Here is a 17,610-nt window from a genome sequence, read left to right as displayed (position 1 = left end):
TACTTATTATGAGCCACACTTTTCATATCCCGGTTTTAGGTTTAGGTTTTTCTATCGATACCCCGCTTAAAGTTGCCCGTTATGGTATCTCATCCGTTATGTCAATAGTTGATGATGACCTAATAGAAAGAATTCGCGAATATCACTCCACAGAAAATCATTTGCCCTTTATACCAATTGCTAAAAAAGCAATAGATGCCCGTGCACTAAGAATCACCGCCTACCTAAATATGATCGACGATTTAGTTAACAAGCAATTCGATTACTTATGTACCCAGTCTTTTGAAACCGGCAGCGATATTTGCCGCTATTTTGAGCTTTTGACCGATGGCTCTCAGCTAAAGGCAGGGTACGATCTGATGATGGAATACCCGGAAGGGGCCAGTAAAGTCATTTTCCAGGAACTTCTTCGGTGTGGGATGACTAAAGGTTCAATTGATGTTAACATCATGTCGAAAGTAGACCGGATGAACTTTACTGCAGCTGGTGATTACACGGGAGATGAAAACACAGATGCCTTGGCCGCCCTGCGTGGATTTGCCAATAGCAAGCTCAGCTCATCTGTAATCCTGTCCGCAGGTATGAATCCTAAGCTGTATAGTTTTCTTGAAACTTTCGACGCCTTTTTCCCAAACGAAAATGGTGAGCTGCAAAAAAAGATTATTTTAAAAGTAAGCGATTTCAGGTCGGCATTGATTCAGGCTAAATTCCTCGCAAAAAAAGGATTGTGGGTATCGGAGTTCCGGGTAGAATCGGGTTTAAATTGCGGAGGACACGCTTTTGCAACGGAAGGCTATTTGCTTGGGCCGATACTGGAAGAATTTAAGCAGAAAAGAAATGAAATGCTGAAAGAACTATTGCTGCTGTTTCAACCGGCTCTACAGCAAAAGGGAATCAACTTTACAGCTACGCCAAAACAAAAATTATGCGTACAGGGTGGAATAGGAACTGCGGCCGAAAACGAGTTCCTGATAGAATACTATAACTTAGACGCAACGGGATGGGGGAGCCCATTTTTGCTGGTGCCGGAAGCGACCAATGTGGACGAGGAGACCCTAATACAACTTTCGGCTGCCGCAGAAACCGATTATCACTTAAGTGCATCATCACCATTAGGCATCCTTTTTAATAACTTTATGCCGGCCAGCAGCGAAATGCAACGATTGGCCCGTATGGCAGCAGGTAAGCCAGGGAGTCCATGTACCAAAAAATACCTGTGTACCAATACCGAATTTACGGTGCAGCCGATATGCACTGCTTCCAGAGAGTATCAGAATTTAAAGATCAATCAACTTCAAAGTTCAGGGCTCTACCCGAATGATTATGCAGAACAATATAACGCCGTAACAGAAAAAATCTGCCTTTGTGAAGGCTTGTGCTCATCGGTTTATATTAAGTACAATATCAGCAAGCCCAAAGAAAACAAAGCCGTAGCTATTTGCCCGGGCCCCAATCTGGCTTACTTCAACCGGGCCTATTCACTGGACGAGATGGTCGGACACATATATGGTAAACTCGATCTTTTGCGTAATGTTAAACGGCCTCATATGTTCATTAAAGAACTTAATCTTTATATAGATTATCTCCAAACCGACCTTCAAACTCATCTAAAGGATTTGAATGATAAGAAAGTAAAACAACTCAAAAAATTCAAAGCGCAACTCCTAAACGGAGTAGCCTATTATAAACAGCTCTTCAGCGAGCTTCCCGATCAGACTTCGTTATTGGTGAATGCCTGGTATGAAGAATTGCAGGCTTCTGAAATTAAACTTGATGCCATCTTGGTTTGACGATCCGCTGCTTTACTACTAAGATCGCCCGGTGCTAAGTCATTGCATTGTTTCACAATTATTAATCGCGGCGAATATTTTCATAATGGTTACCGGTTTTTGACTTACTATGGGGAGAAAGTTTTGTCAAATCGGTGGCTAATATGACCTGTCAGGCTGGCAAGTATTTTTTGTTAATTGGATCGTGTCCTGGCATACGCAAACACAGGTATTTATTTGCAGCAAGCTAATGAAGCAATCAGCAAATACGCCATAGCAATATCCACGGTGCGGCATTATTAGGGATAGAATAAAAAGCAACTTTATGTGATAACTTTAATCCGTGTGCCTCAGTATTTAACAGGCCGAGGTTTGGCTTTTTTAATGGTGCCGACTTTTATGATAGTAGTGTTTTATCTTGATCCTAAGGACATCGTAAATTAAGGCAAAACATAATAAACCGGTTGGGATAAAAAAAGAGTGAAACCGCCAGAGGCGAAAAAGACATGCACCTGTAATGGCACCGGCCATAAAAGAGAAAATAATGTAAAACCTCAGCTTTATCTTAGATCCCAAATCATTCTGCTTTATTTTTTTGTTGCTAACTAATTGAGCTAATTCTATGCCCAGGTCAGTAAATGTTCCAGTTAGATGCGTAGTTCTTACAACTGATCCTGATATCATGGACACTAGTGAGTTTTGCATGCCCATAGCAAAAAGCAAGCTTCCCGCAAATAATTCTTTATTTAGTAAATTTCCCTGATAAATATTTCCGTAAAGCGCAGTAATGGCTAAGATAAGGATCTCTACAAATACAGGAATAACATAGGAGGAGCGCTGGCCTTTTTTGGTAATCGAAACAATTAAGCTTGAAATAAAAGCCCCGGAAAAAAAACAGGAACATCCATAAGGCTACTACTTTCGCAGTTTTCCAATCCTGCAAGGCAACTCTTTCCGCAAAAAGCGCTGCATGGCCGGTAATATTTGTGGTTAGTACGGCGAATGCGAGGAAACCCGCCGCATTAACAAACCCGGCGGTCAAACCCAGTATCATAGCCAATTTTAGATTGTGCTGTGCGGTTCGGTTATTGCCAAGGTGCCTTAACATCTTTATTAGTTTTTAATGTGTAACAGCCGGTTCAGTATGCTTACGTTAAGCGGTGATCCCCTTTAAAGATCACCATCACTACTTACATCTATAGTCGGGTTTATAATACTTACCATGGTAATTTCTGCTTGCACTGCGGGCACCTAAGTTTGCAAAGCCGATAGACGAAAAGTTTCCTTTTTCAACCGCACGGTAAAACAAGTAAACAGTATCATTTACCTTAACAGTTGCAGAGTTCAGCACCAAATCGCTTATTATACCTTCCTTTTTTACCTGTATCAATCGTTACATTTTAGTATCACGATTGGAAGATCGGGATAATCACCAGCGCCTTTTTAGAATGTCTTAATACATCTTCGGCAACACTGCCCATTAGCAGGTGTGCAATACCTTTCCTGCCATGTGTTCCCATTACAATGATGTCGGCGTTCCAATTTTCAGCTACCATTACAATAACCTTTGCCGGGTCACCCTGTTCCACAAAAGTTTTAACCGGGTAGTTTTTAAAAACCTGATCAATTACCTGCTGTTGGCTTGTATTAAAGCTGCCTTCGGCCATATCCTCCAGTTCCCTTGGAGTTGCACCATCATGGTTTTCCATTATCGAGCCATCAACAATACTTACAAGAGCAATCTCCGCCTGGTATTGCCGGGCCAATTGCAAGCCATTTATAGCCACCTTCTCCGCGCTGGGGGTATTATCAATAGCAATTAGTATTCTTTTAAACTCCATTTTAATGATGATTTATGGCTTAGCCTTAAGGGCTTGCTGTGTTGTTATAGAATCTTTAATACGCTTCTTTTCTACAGTTTTAAAATATCCTTTGAAAAGGAAATTGCGCTTTAAGGCCTCCATGTTCTGGTTAAATCCGTCTGTTCCGTTTTTCAGATTTTCCATAGTTTTACGCATGTTGTTAGCCATAACAGAATCCCTCAATAAAGTATTAACAGGCCCTTCACCATTGGTCAACTTATTGTTTATGCCTTTTACCATGGTATTTAGCTGTAGAGTCATTTGATTAGCGTTATTGCTTGCCGATCTGATATTGACCATGGCATACTTTAAATTGGCCGCCATGGTGGTGTCAGTCAGTAGTAGCCCAGCCGCACCTTTACCATTTCTAATTCCAGATATTAAACTGTTCAAGCCTATCGTTAGTTGATTAGCGTTGTCGGTTGCCTGGTGAATGTTTTTTAGCGATGATTTTAAGCTGATACCGATCTCTTTATCGTTAATCAATTTTAGGATCTCGCTGCTGTCAATACGTAGCACGGTACCCTTTAAAACCTCCGATATACTGGCAACATTATTGTTGGTTTTAGACAAAGTTGTGATGACCTCATCCATACTTACTACCTTTTGCGCGCCCAATAGGTCACCATCTATTACTTGCCGACCGGCCGCTTTTCCTGGGGTAATATTAACAATTTTGTTACCCATCAAACCTTCTGTACCCACTGCTGCCAGGGCATTGTTATGGATGTGCGATGTTACTTTACTATTAATTTGCATGGTAACTTCAATAGTGGTGTCGTTGATCAGTTCAATTGTCTTAACTGTACCAGCTTGTATCCCCGAAAATAAAACGTTGTTGCCTTCAGTTAAACCGTTCAGGTTATTAAGTCGCACTTTCAATTTAAAATCTGTACCGAAGATATTGCTGTTTTTACCTATAATAAAAAAGGAGACGATCAGCACCAATAAACCGGACATTACGAAAATGCCGAGTTTGATATTATTTGCTTTTTGTTCTGCCATGGTATTCTATTCAAAAAATTGCTTAATGTTTTGGTCTTCAGACAACTGTAGTTCTTCAAATGAACCTTGCGCGTAACATTTGCCGTCCAGTAGTAACACAACCACGTCGGCTGTTCTTTTCACACAATTCATGTCGTGTGATATAATGATAGAAGAAGTATGGTATTTTTTTTGCAGCGCAATAATAAGGTCTTCTATTTCCCGTGAGGTTACCGGATCCAGGCCCGTTGTCGGTTCATCGTATAAAATTACTTCTGGCTTAAGTATCATAGTGCGGGCCAGTGCAATGCGTTTAAGCATCCCGCCCGACAGCTCAGATGGCATCAGGCCAGACGTGTGCGCCAGTCCAACATTTTCCAATGATTCGGCAACCAGCCGGTTGACCTCATCATCAGCAATTTCGACCCAATGCCGCTTTAACGGAAATTCAAGGTTCTCGCGGATTGTCATAGAATCGTATAGTGCATTGCTTTGAAACAGAAAGCCTATCTTAGCTCTTGCCTGATCCAATTCGTCTTCACCTAACTTCGGAATGTTATCGCCGAATACATTAATGTTGCCACTATCGGGTTTTAGCAGACCAATGATGCATTTGATAAGGACCGATTTGCCCGATCCTGACTTCCCTAACACCACCACGTTTTTATTCCTTTCAACGATAAGATTAAAGTCATTCAGCACTTTCTTATAGCCGAAACGTTTATGTAAATGTTCTATAACGATTACAGGTTTATTATCTTCCGTATCGATATTATTTGAATGGGGGTTGATCGTCGCTTTCATCTGTTTAATTGAGGCCTAATACTTCGGTCAACTGCACCGCTAAAAGGTCGATGATAAAAATCAATACGGACGACAATACAACCGCCGAATTGGCAGAAATACCCACGCCTTGTGTCCCTTTATTAGAATTGAAGCCTTTATAGCAGCCCACTAAGCCTACAGCAAAACCAAAGAAAAAGGTTTTGAAGATGGCGGGCAATACGTCGCTATAGCTCAGGCTTTTAAAAACCTGTAAAAAAAATAAGCTGAAACTGGTTACTGACTTGATATTTACACCCAGGTAAGCGCCAAATAACGCAACGGCATCACCCAGTATCGTCAGTATCGGTAGCATTAAGGTAGCAGCTAATACACGGGTGGCCACCAGGTATTTAAAGGGCTTAATACCGCTTACCTCCATGGCATCTATCTGCTCGGTTACTTTCATTGAACCTAATTCCGCGCCAATACTACTGCCGATCTTCCCGGCAAATATCAAAGCCGTTATAACCGGACCAATCTCCCGGACAATTGCCAGGCCAACCATTACAGGCAGCTGCGACTCTACACCGTAATCGACTAACGAGGGGCGTAGCTGCATAGTTAATACAAGGCCCATAATAAAGGATGTTAAGCCTACCAGCGGAAATGATTGATAACCGATAATAAAACACTGGTTGAGCAATTCTTTATTTTCATATCGTGGACGAATGCCGGCAGAAAAAAAGCGGCCAACAAACCTGGCCATATTTCCTGTTTCATCCAAAAATTTCTTAGTGCTTAGTATTAGTGACATAGCGAAGTTTTAAGAGCGATGCATCTATCTTTAGATAGTATAGAAATTAAAGAATGTATTTATTAGGACCGATTCAAAAGTAGGCTGTATTGATTTTCCCGATCATGATTGAAATCATAAAAACAGATGATGCTTATCACTTAGCAGCGACTGCTGCCAGCAAGAAAGCGGATCGGCAGCATCGTTGGCAGCCATTATTGTGTTGGCACGAGGAAGTCGCTAATTTAGGCACCCATGGCAACGAAGGAGCGGAGCTGCTTACGCTGGACCAGGTTTATACCAAAGCACAAAACGTTTGGCTAAAGGTCGATGATACGAAGAACGACGTTTACTTCGACGCGAAGAACAATGGGCTTATTTCTTTCGCCGGCTATGTACCAAAGGGTTGTGTGGACGATTGCTTTACAGGTATCATGATTACAGAAATCAGCAAATTATAAGTCCGGGGGTCCTCTGTAAACCCACCGTCATTTTAGATGTTTAAACACGGTTAACTAAATACTGCTCTTACAAAATTGCTGTATTTTGCTACCTTTGCCTAAACTATTTGTCTAAAAATGGAAGTATCAGAAAATTTCAAGATACTGTTAAACAACCCGCAGCTTTTACCCGAACTTAAAGCCATCGCACAAAAGGTACTTGATAAACAGCGTATAACTTTTGATGAAGGCGTTTTGCTTTACGAGAAGGCCGAACTGGGTTATCTCGGCATATTGGCCAACTACCTCCGCGAACAAAAACACGGTAATAAAACGTATTTCAACCGTAATTTCCATATCGAACCAACTAACCTTTGTGTGTACGATTGTAAGTTTTGCTCTTACTCCCGTTTGCTTAAGCAAAAATCGGAAGGGTGGGAGTACACGATGGAGGAGATGCTTGATATCGTTAAAAAATACGACGGACACCCGGTTACCGAGGTACATATTGTAGGCGGCGTATTACCACAATACGATGTTGCGTTTTACAGTGAACTATTTACCCGTATTAAGGAGCATAGACCCGATCTGCATGTAAAAGCTTTAACCCCGGTTGAATATCACTACATATTTAAGAAGGCTAAGATAGATTACGCCACCGGTATGCAACTGATGAAGGATGCTGGCTTAGAATCTATACCCGGCGGAGGGGCAGAGATCTTCCACCCCGAGGTGCGCGAGCTGATAGCTAAAGATAAATGTACCGGCGACCAATGGCTGGCCATACACGAGGAGTGGCATAAAATAGACATGCGCTCCAACGCTACCATGCTTTATGGTCACATTGAAAAATACTGGCACCGGGTTGATCATATGGAGCGCCTGCGCGAATTACAGGACAGGACGGGGGGATTCCAAACCTTTATCCCGTTGAAATTCCGCAACCAGGATAACCAGATGAGCAACGTGCCCGAATCTACCGTACTGGAGGATCTACGCAACTACGCTATCGCCCGGATCTACCTTGATAATTTCGACCATATAAAAGCCTATTGGGCCATGATAAGCCGCACCACCGCACAATTGTCGCTTAATTTCGGTGTGGATGATATAGACGGTACGCTGGACGATACCACCAAGATCTACTCGATGGCGGGCGCAGAAGAGCAGCATCCGGCCATGAGCACCAAGCAACTGGTAGACCTGATAAAAAATGCCGGCCGCTACCCTATAGAGCGTGATACGCTTTATAATGTAGTTACCGATTACAACGACTTCCAGTTTGAAGAAACCGAAAAACCGAAGTATTATAAACTGCCGGTGATTAATTAGTTCATTGGGTCACCGGTTCATAATTCATTGGTAGTAAGCCAGCGACTGTGAACCACCAGGCACCAATGAACAAATGAACTATTGAACTAATGAACAAAACATTATACATCGTTCGCCACGGGCAAACGGACCTGAATAAGCAGGGAATTATACAAGGCCGGGGTAAAGATACCGACCTTAACGACGAGGGCCGTCTTCAGGCCCGCCAGTTTTTTGCCGCTTACAAGCAGGTTGGTTTTGATAAGATCTATATCTCCGCTTTAAAACGCACGCAACAAAGTGTGCAGCCTTTTATTGATCTGGGGCTCCCTTATGAGAAACTTCCGGGACTTGATGAGTTAGCCTGGGGCATTCACGAAGGGCAAGCGGCATCGCCCGAATTAAGGGCGGATTTTTTGGAAGTAATGCGCAACTGGGTTGCCGGTAACCTAGATGTTAAATTCGAAGGCGGCGAAAGCCCCAACGAAGTAAAAATACGCCAATTAGAGGCCATGGATGTGATCATGAGCCATCCCGAAGAGGAAACAGTGCTCATATGTATGCATGGCCGTGCTATGCGCCTGTTGTTGTGTATCCTTACTGATAAGCCTCTTACCGAAATGGATAACTTCCCGCACCAGAATTTGGTGCTTTATAAATTGACTTATGATGGAAGCAAGTTTACAATAGTAGATTTTAACAACGCGCTCCACCTAAAAACTCCTGAACAGCTAAGTGAAAAAGATCAGAATATCCGCGGTTAGCTATACTAACACCAAGCCCTTTTTATACGGATTACAACACTCAGATATCATCAACGATATCGACCTGAGCCTTGATATCCCATCCGACTGCGCACAGAAACTTATTGACGACGAGGCAGATATTGGCCTGATTCCTGTGGCCGCTACCTTAAGTCTGCCGCAGTGGGAGATCGTTTCGGCCTATTGCATCGGCGCTTTTGGCGCGGTAAACTCCGTATTTATTTTCAGCAATTGCGCTATCGAAGATGTAAAAACCATTCAACTCGACCCGCAATCGCGCACCTCCAATAACCTCGCCCGGGTATTGCTCAAAAATTTTTGGCAGGTACAGCCCGAGTTGGTTAAAGATGCGCCAGACTATGCCATTTCGACCAACCCGACTACTGCCTTTGTACAAATAGGCGACCGCACCTTCGGTAGAAAAGATGACTATCCTTTTTCGTACGATCTTTCTGCCGAGTGGCTAAAATTCACCGGACTACCCTTTGTTTTTGCTGCGTGGATAGCCAACAAACCCATCCCTGCAGATTTTATAACAGCATTTAACAACGCTTTACGCCTGGGCCTTGCACATCGTAAAGAACTCCTGAACGAACTCCCCAAACGAGCCGATTTCGACCTGGAAGATTACCTGATGCACAAATTGGATTTTGACCTGACGGAAGATAAAAAGAAAGCGTTGTACTTATTTTTGGATTATATAAAGGCGTTATAAAATAATCCCGTTACCTACGCTGAGATTTCTCTTAAATTAAAATACTGCATCAACTTGTAACCGAAAAAGTTTACAAAAGTTAACACAATTTCAAGTGTTAACTTTTTAAGTTGTTGATAATAAATAAGTTGAAATTTACAAGGTTAACATAGATTAACCCGTAAATTTAGTTATTGGTTAATTATTTCTGTGGCACTTAAAAGCGTATCTATCAGAACCGTTCCTTTATATAGTTCGCAGAGCTTCAATCGCAAATTATTTGATAAATTGCTGCAGGATACAAACCATATCGCGTTAACCTCCTTTCCTATATCACCATGAAAACAACACAAAAACTAAAAGGCCAGGCGGCCATTGTAACCGGCGGCGATAGTGGCATCGGCAGGGCAGTAGCTATCGCTTTAGCAGACGCTGGCGCCAAGGTATTGGTAAACTTTGCGCATAACCACGATGCTGCGGATGAAGTGGTGAAAATTATTAAAGACGCAGGTGGTAAAGCATTCGCGTTTCAATGTGATGTGAGTAAGGAAGACGAAGTGAAGGCCATGTTTGCCGCCGCTATTAAAAAGTATGGCACGGTTGATATATTGGTAAACAATGCCGGCCTGCAAAAAGATTCCAAATTTGTGGATATGACGCTGGAACAATGGAACACCGTTATCAGCATTAACCTTACCGGGCAATTCCTGTGCTCGCGCGAGGCAGCTAAAGAGTTCATGAAGAGGGGAGTGGTGGAAAAACGAAGCGCTGCTGCGGGCAAGATCATTTGCATGAGCAGTGTGCACGAAATTATACCATGGGCTGGGCACGTAAATTATGCGGCCAGTAAAGGCGGCATCAGCATGTTTATGAAAAGCATCGCGCAGGAACTTGCACCACATAAAATAAGGGTGGTTGGTATTGCACCGGGTGCCATACAAACACCAATTAATAAACCTGCATGGGAAACACCCTCGGCATTAAACAAACTTTTGGAGCTGATACCTTATAATCGCATAGGGCAGCCACAGGATGTTGGAAAATTGGCCGCCTGGCTCGCTTCAGACGATGCAGATTACATTACCGGCACCACTATTTTTGTAGATGGGGGCATGGCCTTATACCCGGGCTTTGCCGATAATGGCTAAAAATTAGCTATAAATTCCTTTTTTTGTCAGGTAAATGTCACAAACAATGGACTTTTCTCTTCAAAAAATACTTAGTGTACTTTTTACAATAAGTATATCTGTTTTTTATTGAGATAATGTAAATTATACACTAAGTATCTGTCCTAATTTTTACATTTTAATATTAACAGCGCTTTATATATCAAATATTCATAAAAATCAGCATATATTTTGAATATGTTTAATCATACTGTACTTTTGTTATGTAAATTAAAATATAACACAACACAAAATATAAAATTTAAAACACATGAAAAAGATATTTGTAATCATCGCAATCGCTGCCAGCTTGTTTACTACTAACATATATGCTGCAACCAGCGCAACCAGAACTGATGACGGTACTGAGAACGTTTCTTACGCCGCTATCCTTAAATTCAACAACGATTTCGCAAGAGCAGAAAACGCTACCTGGAAAGTTAGCCCTAACTTCCAAAAGGTAACTTTTACATTAGATGATGTAAAAATGTCAGCTTTCTACAACCTGCGCGGCGAGTTGATCGGCGTAACTCAGAATGTACAATTCAAAGCATTGCCTGAGAAAGCTAAAAAAGAGATCGCTACTAAATACGAAGGTTACTTCGCCAAAGAAGTTATCAAATTAGAAAGCGGCGACGATAGCTTTGATAACACTGTTTACTTTGTAGATCTTGCTAAAGATGGTAAAGAACTTTTAGTAAGGGTTACACCATCTGCAGGTGTTTACTTCTTCCAGAACGTAAAATAATTCAACCAGGCAATCACAACAATTGCTTAACAATAAAAGCCGCCCAACTGGGTGGCTTTTATTGTTTTAACCCTTTAGTTACATTTTTTTACCCTCATAAATAATTTTATTTGGTTATTAATAATTTTATATATTTGAAAAGATAGTTGTACATTCTATAATTGAATATTAAACCATTTTTATACTCAGTTGAATTACTTACTGATCGGCTAAACAAAATTTTTTAATACGATTATTCTAATATTATGAAAACTGGAAAAGTAAAATGGTTTAACACCCAAAAAGGTTACGGCTTTATTGTTACCGACGATGGTAAAGATCTGTTTGTTCACTTTAAAGATGTACAGGGCGGCGTAAACGCTATTAAGGATAACGACAGCGTAGAGTACGATGTAGAAGAAGGCAGAAAAGGATTACAGGCGGTTAACGTAAAAAAAGTTTAAGCCACCATAACCATATTATAAACCTCTGTATGTACAGGGGTTTTTTTATGCAAAAAAATTAGGCAACATTCCCCGCTTTATCTACATTAGCCACACCAACCATAACTCCTCATCCATTATGACTGCTACAGCTCCTGCAAAGCTTACCAAAAACGCCATATTCCTTGTAATAGTAGCCTCCTTAGGTTACTTTGTTGATATATATGATCTCCTCGTGTTTGGCATTGTACGCAAAGCCAGTTTGCACGACATAGGCGTTTCTGATGCCGACCTCCGTTTACAGGGAGAGTATATCATTAATATGCAAATGGGGGGCCTGCTATTGGGCGGAGTGTTATGGGGCATACTGGGCGATAAGCTTGGCCGCATAAAGGTTTTGTTTGGTTCTATTCTTTTATACTCGGTGGCAAACTTTGCCAATGGGCTGGTTCATGACGTAAATCTATATGCAATTGTCCGGCTCATCGCAGGCATCGGCCTTGCAGGCGAACTGGGTGCAGGCATTACACTGGTAAGCGAAACTTTAAGTAAAGAAAACCGTGGCTATGGCACCATGATCGTTGCGGTTGTGGGTCTTTTCGGCGCCGTTGCGGCAAATCTTGTAGCAACAAAATTCGGATGGCGGAATGCCTATTTTATTGGCGGTGGCCTGGGTGTTTTACTACTGCTGCTCAGGATAGGGACGTTTGAGTCGGGCATGTTCAAAAATGTTGCCGAAAGCAAAGTGTCAAAAGGTAATATATTGATGCTTTTTAACAATAAACAGCGTTTTTTTAAATACCTCCATTGTATTTTAATAGGGATGCCGCTTTGGTTCGTGGTGGGCATTTTAATAACACAATCTCCTGAGTTTGGCCGCGAACTGGGTGCTCCTAAGCCTCTGCTGGCGGGTAATGGTATTATGTGGTCGTACATCGGTATTTCCATCGGCGATCTCTTTGCGGGGTTATTCGCGCAGTTAACTAAGTCGCGTAAATTAACCATGTTCGTTTTCCAGGTGTTGTCGCTCATCAGCGTAATGCTCTACTTAAACGCATACGGTATTACCGAAAAGCAGTTTGTTTGGCTCTGTTTATTTATGGGTTTTTCGGTAGGCTACTGGGCAACATTCGTTACTATTGCTTCAGAGCAGTTTGGTACCAACATCCGCGCCACGGTTACTACTACAGTGCCTAATTTTGTAAGAGGGGCGCTTATTCCTATTACTTTACTGTTCGAAACGTTTGTAAAATATTTTACAGCGCACGGCGGTAAAGATTCCAGCATCCTTAAAAGTGGTTATGTAATGATGTTTATTGTTACCGCGCTGGCGTTATATTCGCTTAGCCGCCTTAAGGAAAGTTTTGGTAAGGACTTGAATTATATAGAGGAAGAAGCCGGAGTAAGTTAATTAGTGATTAAGAACATGTTTAGCTTAATCAATACTTTGTTTAGTTTTGTTGTTGTGAAACACTAATTCACTAAATCAATAATTTTAAATTAATGATTAGTAAGGAACAAATAGCTGCAGGTTACCGCGAAATACAGGACGAGATATGTGCAGCCCTCGAAGCTACCGACGGGCTGGCTAAATTTGAAGAAGAGCTTTGGGAGCGCGAAGGGGGAGGTGGAGGCCGCACCCGCATTATCCAAAACGGAAATATATTTGAAAAAGGCGGCGTTAACTTCTCCGCGGTGCACGGCAAACTGCCGCACACCATGAAGAAAGCGCTAAATGTAGAGCAAGAGGATTTCTTCGCTACGGGTATCTCTATCGTGATACATCCCAACCACCCGCTGGTGCCTATTATCCACATGAACATTCGGTACTTTGAAATGCCAACCGATACCGGCGAAACACCTGTACATTGGTTTGGCGGGGGCATTGATCTTACGCCGCATTATGTGGTTGATGAAGACGCCCAATTCTTCCACCAGCAAATAAAGAACGTGTGCGACCATTTTAACGATGAGTTTTACCACCGCTTTAAAGTTTGGGCCGATGATTACTTTTTTATCAAGCACCGCGACGAAACCCGTGGCGTAGGCGGGATTTTTTACGACAGGCTTACCGCCAACGAGGATATGAACTGGGAGATGATCTTTGAGTTCTCTAAAGTGCTTGGCCGCTCATTCATTCCAACCTACACCGAATTGGTTAACCGCAGCCGCTACAAAGAGTTTACGCCCGAGCAACAGCAATGGCAATATCAGCGCCGCAGCCGCTACACCGAGTTTAACCTGGTTTACGATGCAGGTACCCGCTTCGGACTGGAAACCAACGGCCGTATCGAATCCATCCTGATGAGCCTGCCACCAACTGCCAAATGGGTATATGATTACCACGCGCAGCCGGGCAGCGAAGAGGAGCGAACCCTATCATTACTTAAAAAAGGGATCAATTGGGTTTAGATATCAAAAAACTTTTGGCAAGCGGGCTGGCATTGTTTATTTACTCTGCAGCGATAGTAATCGGGTTATTTATTTTTACTGATAAAACGAGCCAGGGCGTTATGCTCTTTATTTCTACAGCTATTTTTCTTGTTTTCGGCGCAGTGATGATAGTGCTTGCATTCCGCGCATATTACCGGGATGAATTTGCGGTGCGCAATGCCTATGCAATTATGATTGCACTGACGGTAATCCTCTTTTTTACTTCGGCATACTTTTCGCTACTAACAGTACAATGTTAAAAAATAAGTTATTTCCAGCTATCGCTTTGTCTGTTATACTTTTATCTTTTCGTTTACAGGGCACGCTCTCAGGTACCTATGTGTACGCAGGCGGCGTTTATAACGGCAAGGCAGGTGGGCCATCTAAAGATTATAAATTACAGCGGCGGTACACCGATTCGGAGTATGAGGCAACCTTTATAGAACCCGGCCAGGATACCATCGTATACGAGCAGGGCAAATACACATTGGAGCAGGATACCTGCCTGGAAACGCAAACCTACAGCCGCGAGCCATCTAAAACACTCAATATCAGCGTGCGTTATGTGTACCATATCAGCAACGACACGCTCAGCTTTAGCGGGCTATTACCCAACGGTACAACCGTGCAGGAATACTGGAAAAAAGTAAAGCCTTAATGCCCTTTTGTAACACATTTTTGACCCGTTTTTTACCCTTAAAACGTTGATAAAAGCCCCGAATGTTAGTAAAAAAGACACTTTTCTGTGTTAATTTTTTTAACTTCGCAGGTCGTATAAAAAAACCAATTTTAAACGCGAATACTGATTATATTTTCCACTAAGAAAAACAAATGGCTGAAGGAACTGAAAACGATAATCCACAACAAGAAGACAGAATAATTTCGATAAATATTGATGAGGAAATGCGATCGGCCTACATTGACTACTCAATGTCGGTTATCGTATCAAGGGCTCTGCCCGATGTGCGCGACGGTTTAAAACCGGTACACAGGCGCGTATTGTATGGCATGCTCGATCTGGGTTTGTACAACAACAAGCCCTACAAAAAATCTGCACGTATAGTAGGTGAGGTACTGGGTAAATACCACCCGCATGGCGATACTTCGGTATACGATGCCATGGTGCGTATGGCACAGGACTGGAGCCTGAGGTACCCATTTGTTGAGGGCCAGGGCAACTACGGCTCGATAGATGGTGACCAGCCCGCGGCAATGCGTTATACCGAAGCAAGGCTCGAAAAAATTGCAGAGGAAATGCTGGCCGACATCAATAAAGACACCATCGATTTCCAGCTGAACTTTGACGACTCGCTGCATGAGCCAACCGTTCTGCCTGCAAAATTCCCTAACCTTTTGGTGAATGGCGCAAGCGGTATAGCGGTAGGTATGGCCACCAACATGGCACCGCACAACTTATCAGAAATTGTTGATGCTACCATAGCGCTGATAGATAACCGCAACATAGAAATTGCGGAACTGATGACCTACGTTAAAGGCCCCGATTTCCCAACAGGTGGTATCATCTACGGGTTTGAAGGCCCGCGCCAGGCACTGGAAACGGGCCGCGGACGAATCGTTATCCGCTCCCGCGCAGAAATTGAAACTTACAATGGCGAACGCGAACGAATCATCGTTACCGAAGTACCTTACCAGGTAAACAAGGCGCTGATGATAGAGCGTACTGCCGAGCTGGTGAACGAAAAGAAAATAGAAGGTATCACCGCTATCCGCGACGAAAGTAACCGCGAGGGAATCCGCGTGGTTTACGAGATAAAACGCGATGCCAACGCCGCTATCGTACTAAATAACTTGTACAAGTATACTGCCCTGCAAACATCCTTCAGCGTAAATAATATCGCGCTGGTACATGGCAGGCCAATGATGCTAAACCTAAGGGATCTGATCCATCATTTTGTTGAGCACAGGCATGAGGTAGTTATCCGCCGTACCAAATACGAATTAGCCGAGGCCGAAAAACGCGCCCATATTTTAGAAGGTTTGCTGATAGCGCTCGACCATATCGAGGAAGTTATCCGCCTGATACGCGCTTCATCCACTCCGGACGAAGCACGCGAAGGTTTGATGGCAAACTTCCAGCTGAGCGATATACAGGCACGTGCCATTTTGGATATGACCTTAAGGCGTTTAACCGGCCTGGAGCGTGATAAGATAAAAGACGAGTACGATGCGTTAATGAAAACCATCGATTACTTAAAATCTATTTTGGCTGATGAAGGCCTGCGGATGCAGATCATCAAAGACGAATTATTAGATATAAAAGCTAAATACGGTGACGAGCGTAAAACCGAAATGGTACACTCATCGGCAGAAATGCAAACCGAAGACTTTATTGAAGATGAGGATGTAGTGATCACCATCTCGCGCGAAGGATATATCAAACGTACCTCGCTTACGGAATACCGCAGGCAGGGCAGGGGTGGTAAAGGTAGCTTAGGCAGCAACAGCCGCGATGCCGACTTTATTGAGCACCTGTTTATCGCATCTAACCACAATTACATGCTGTTCTTTACCGAGAGCGGGCAGTGTTTCTGGTTACGTGTATTCGAAATCCCGGAAGGCACACGTACTTCTAAAGGCCGCGCTATCCAAAACATCATCAATATCCCTAAAGAAGAGAACATTAAGGCTTACATCAAGCTAAAATCGCTGAAGGATAAAGATTACCTGGAGAACAACTTTATTATTATGTGTACCAAAAAAGGTGTTATCAAAAAAACATCTTTAGAGGCATACTCACGCCCGCGTGCAAATGGTATCAACGCCATCAACATTAACGACGGCGACTCTCTATTAGAAGCAACATTGACCACCGGCAGCAGCGAAATTGTAATGGCGCTGCAATCGGGCCGTGCTATCCGCTTCAACGAATCTACTGTTAGGCCGATGGGTCGTACTGCTACAGGCGTACGCGGAATTAGCTTAGACAGCGATAACGATGAAGTTGTTGGTATGATAGCCATCGACGATAAGGAAACTACCGTATTGGTGGTATCTGAAAAAGGCTACGGTAAACGTACCGATATTGACGACTACCGTGTTACCAACCGTGGTGGTAAAGGCGTAAAAACCTTGAACGTTACCGAAAAAACAGGAAAACTTGTTGCCATAAAAGGTGTTACTGATAAAGAGGATCTGATGATCATCAACAAATCGGGTATCATTATTCGTATCGCCATTGCGGAATTGCGTACCATGGGTCGCGCTACGCAAGGTGTAAGGTTGATCACCCTTAAGGGTAATGATGAGATAGCTTCGGTAGCCAAGGTGGATCATGATGAGGACGAGGAGCTGGATAGTTCGGCAGTAGTTGCTGAAGAAGGTACCGAAACCCTGGCATCAACTGCAGCCATACCGGTAGCCGAAACACCAAGTACAAAACCAACTGATAATACTGACGCAGCAGGAGAGGAGCCTGAAGCTGACGACAAAACAGAATAA

General features: G+C 42.9%; 18 protein-coding genes and 1 pseudogene. 13 read left to right on the top strand and 6 right to left on the bottom strand.

All coding sequences use genetic code 11. From position 1 onward, the window contains the following. Nucleotides 1-8: 8 nt before the first annotated feature. Nucleotides 9-1,790 (top strand): hypothetical protein, encoded by a 1,782-nt coding sequence (locus tag EPL05_RS09890; RefSeq protein ID WP_128533770.1) that lies wholly within the window; start codon nucleotides 9-11, stop codon nucleotides 1,788-1,790. A 360-nt stretch (nucleotides 1,791-2,150) separates the two neighbouring features. On the opposite strand, the pseudogene EPL05_RS09885 reads toward EPL05_RS09890, so the two are convergent. The 6 genes and pseudogenes from EPL05_RS09885 to EPL05_RS09860 form a co-directional block, all read right to left on the bottom strand. Continuing rightward, nucleotides 2,151-2,823: pseudogene (locus EPL05_RS09885) on the bottom strand (YoaK family protein). A gap of 132 nt (nucleotides 2,824-2,955) precedes the next feature. After that, nucleotides 2,956-3,159, bottom strand: a complete 204-nt coding sequence (locus EPL05_RS09880; protein WP_128533769.1) for a hypothetical protein — start codon at nucleotides 3,157-3,159, stop codon at nucleotides 2,956-2,958. A gap of 16 nt (nucleotides 3,160-3,175) precedes the next feature. Next, nucleotides 3,176-3,610 carry a universal stress protein gene (locus EPL05_RS09875; RefSeq protein ID WP_128533768.1) on the bottom strand — a complete coding sequence of 145 codons (435 nt, stop codon included), beginning with the start codon at nucleotides 3,608-3,610 and terminating at the stop codon, nucleotides 3,176-3,178. Between the two features lie 12 nt (nucleotides 3,611-3,622). Further along, a complete protein-coding gene (locus EPL05_RS09870; protein WP_128533767.1) occupies nucleotides 3,623-4,636 on the bottom strand; it encodes an MlaD family protein in 1,014 nt (337 codons plus the stop codon). Nucleotides 4,637-4,642: 6 nt separating this feature from the next. Continuing rightward, nucleotides 4,643-5,419: an ABC transporter ATP-binding protein gene (locus tag EPL05_RS09865; protein ID WP_128533766.1), complete on the bottom strand. Its 777-nt coding sequence runs from the start codon at nucleotides 5,417-5,419 to the stop codon at nucleotides 4,643-4,645. Nucleotides 5,420-5,423: 4 nt separating this feature from the next. Beyond that, nucleotides 5,424-6,194 carry an MlaE family ABC transporter permease gene (locus EPL05_RS09860; RefSeq protein WP_128533765.1) on the bottom strand — a complete coding sequence of 257 codons (771 nt, stop codon included), beginning with the start codon at nucleotides 6,192-6,194 and terminating at the stop codon, nucleotides 5,424-5,426. Between the two features lie 104 nt (nucleotides 6,195-6,298). Here EPL05_RS09860 and EPL05_RS09855 point away from each other — a divergent pair, with 104 nt between their 5' ends. The 12 genes from EPL05_RS09855 (at nucleotide 6,299) to gyrA (ending at nucleotide 17,610) form a co-directional block, all read left to right on the top strand. Next, nucleotides 6,299-6,634, top strand: coding sequence for a hypothetical protein (locus EPL05_RS09855; protein WP_128533764.1), 336 nt, complete (start codon nucleotides 6,299-6,301; stop codon nucleotides 6,632-6,634). Nucleotides 6,635-6,751: 117 nt separating this feature from the next. Further along, nucleotides 6,752-7,945: an aminofutalosine synthase MqnE gene (mqnE, locus tag EPL05_RS09850; protein WP_128533763.1), complete on the top strand. Its 1,194-nt coding sequence runs from the start codon at nucleotides 6,752-6,754 to the stop codon at nucleotides 7,943-7,945. Nucleotides 7,946-8,034: 89 nt separating this feature from the next. Next, nucleotides 8,035-8,688 carry a histidine phosphatase family protein gene (locus tag EPL05_RS09845; protein WP_128533762.1) on the top strand — a complete coding sequence of 218 codons (654 nt, stop codon included), beginning with the start codon at nucleotides 8,035-8,037 and terminating at the stop codon, nucleotides 8,686-8,688. Then, nucleotides 8,660-9,403 (top strand): menaquinone biosynthetic enzyme MqnA/MqnD family protein, encoded by a 744-nt coding sequence (locus EPL05_RS09840; protein ID WP_128533761.1) that lies wholly within the window; start codon nucleotides 8,660-8,662, stop codon nucleotides 9,401-9,403. The genes EPL05_RS09845 and EPL05_RS09840 overlap by 29 nt, the downstream gene beginning before the upstream one ends. 317 nt (nucleotides 9,404-9,720) lie before the next feature. After that, on the top strand, nucleotides 9,721-10,530 hold the full coding sequence (locus EPL05_RS09835; RefSeq protein ID WP_128533760.1) for an SDR family oxidoreductase: 810 nt from the start codon (nucleotides 9,721-9,723) through the stop codon (nucleotides 10,528-10,530). A 289-nt stretch (nucleotides 10,531-10,819) separates the two neighbouring features. Then, the gene (locus tag EPL05_RS09830) at nucleotides 10,820-11,296 is read left to right on the top strand and encodes a hypothetical protein (protein WP_128533759.1); all 477 of its coding nucleotides are present in this window, start codon (nucleotides 10,820-10,822) and stop codon (nucleotides 11,294-11,296) included. A 245-nt stretch (nucleotides 11,297-11,541) separates the two neighbouring features. Beyond that, entirely contained in the window at nucleotides 11,542-11,739 is a 198-nt protein-coding gene (locus tag EPL05_RS09825) for a cold-shock protein (RefSeq protein WP_128533758.1), read from the top strand. Nucleotides 11,740-11,857: 118 nt separating this feature from the next. Then, the gene (locus EPL05_RS09820; RefSeq protein ID WP_128533757.1) at nucleotides 11,858-13,129 is read left to right on the top strand and encodes an MFS transporter; all 1,272 of its coding nucleotides are present in this window, start codon (nucleotides 11,858-11,860) and stop codon (nucleotides 13,127-13,129) included. 92 nt (nucleotides 13,130-13,221) lie between these two features. Beyond that, on the top strand, nucleotides 13,222-14,130 hold the full coding sequence (hemF, locus tag EPL05_RS09815) for an oxygen-dependent coproporphyrinogen oxidase (RefSeq protein WP_128533756.1): 909 nt from the start codon (nucleotides 13,222-13,224) through the stop codon (nucleotides 14,128-14,130). Beyond that, nucleotides 14,121-14,411, top strand: coding sequence for a hypothetical protein (locus EPL05_RS09810; RefSeq protein WP_128533755.1), 291 nt, complete (start codon nucleotides 14,121-14,123; stop codon nucleotides 14,409-14,411). The genes hemF and EPL05_RS09810 overlap by 10 nt, the downstream gene beginning before the upstream one ends. Next, on the top strand, nucleotides 14,405-14,809 hold the full coding sequence (locus EPL05_RS09805; protein WP_128533754.1) for a hypothetical protein: 405 nt from the start codon (nucleotides 14,405-14,407) through the stop codon (nucleotides 14,807-14,809). The genes EPL05_RS09810 and EPL05_RS09805 overlap by 7 nt, the downstream gene beginning before the upstream one ends. A gap of 173 nt (nucleotides 14,810-14,982) precedes the next feature. Continuing rightward, nucleotides 14,983-17,610: a DNA gyrase subunit A gene (gyrA, locus tag EPL05_RS09800; RefSeq protein WP_128533753.1), complete on the top strand. Its 2,628-nt coding sequence runs from the start codon at nucleotides 14,983-14,985 to the stop codon at nucleotides 17,608-17,610.

It is taken from the genome of Mucilaginibacter gilvus (assembly GCF_004054195.1).
Classification (GTDB): Bacteria; Bacteroidota; Bacteroidia; order Sphingobacteriales; family Sphingobacteriaceae; genus Mucilaginibacter; species Mucilaginibacter gilvus.
This window is presented reverse-complemented; position numbering and strand designations above follow the sequence as displayed.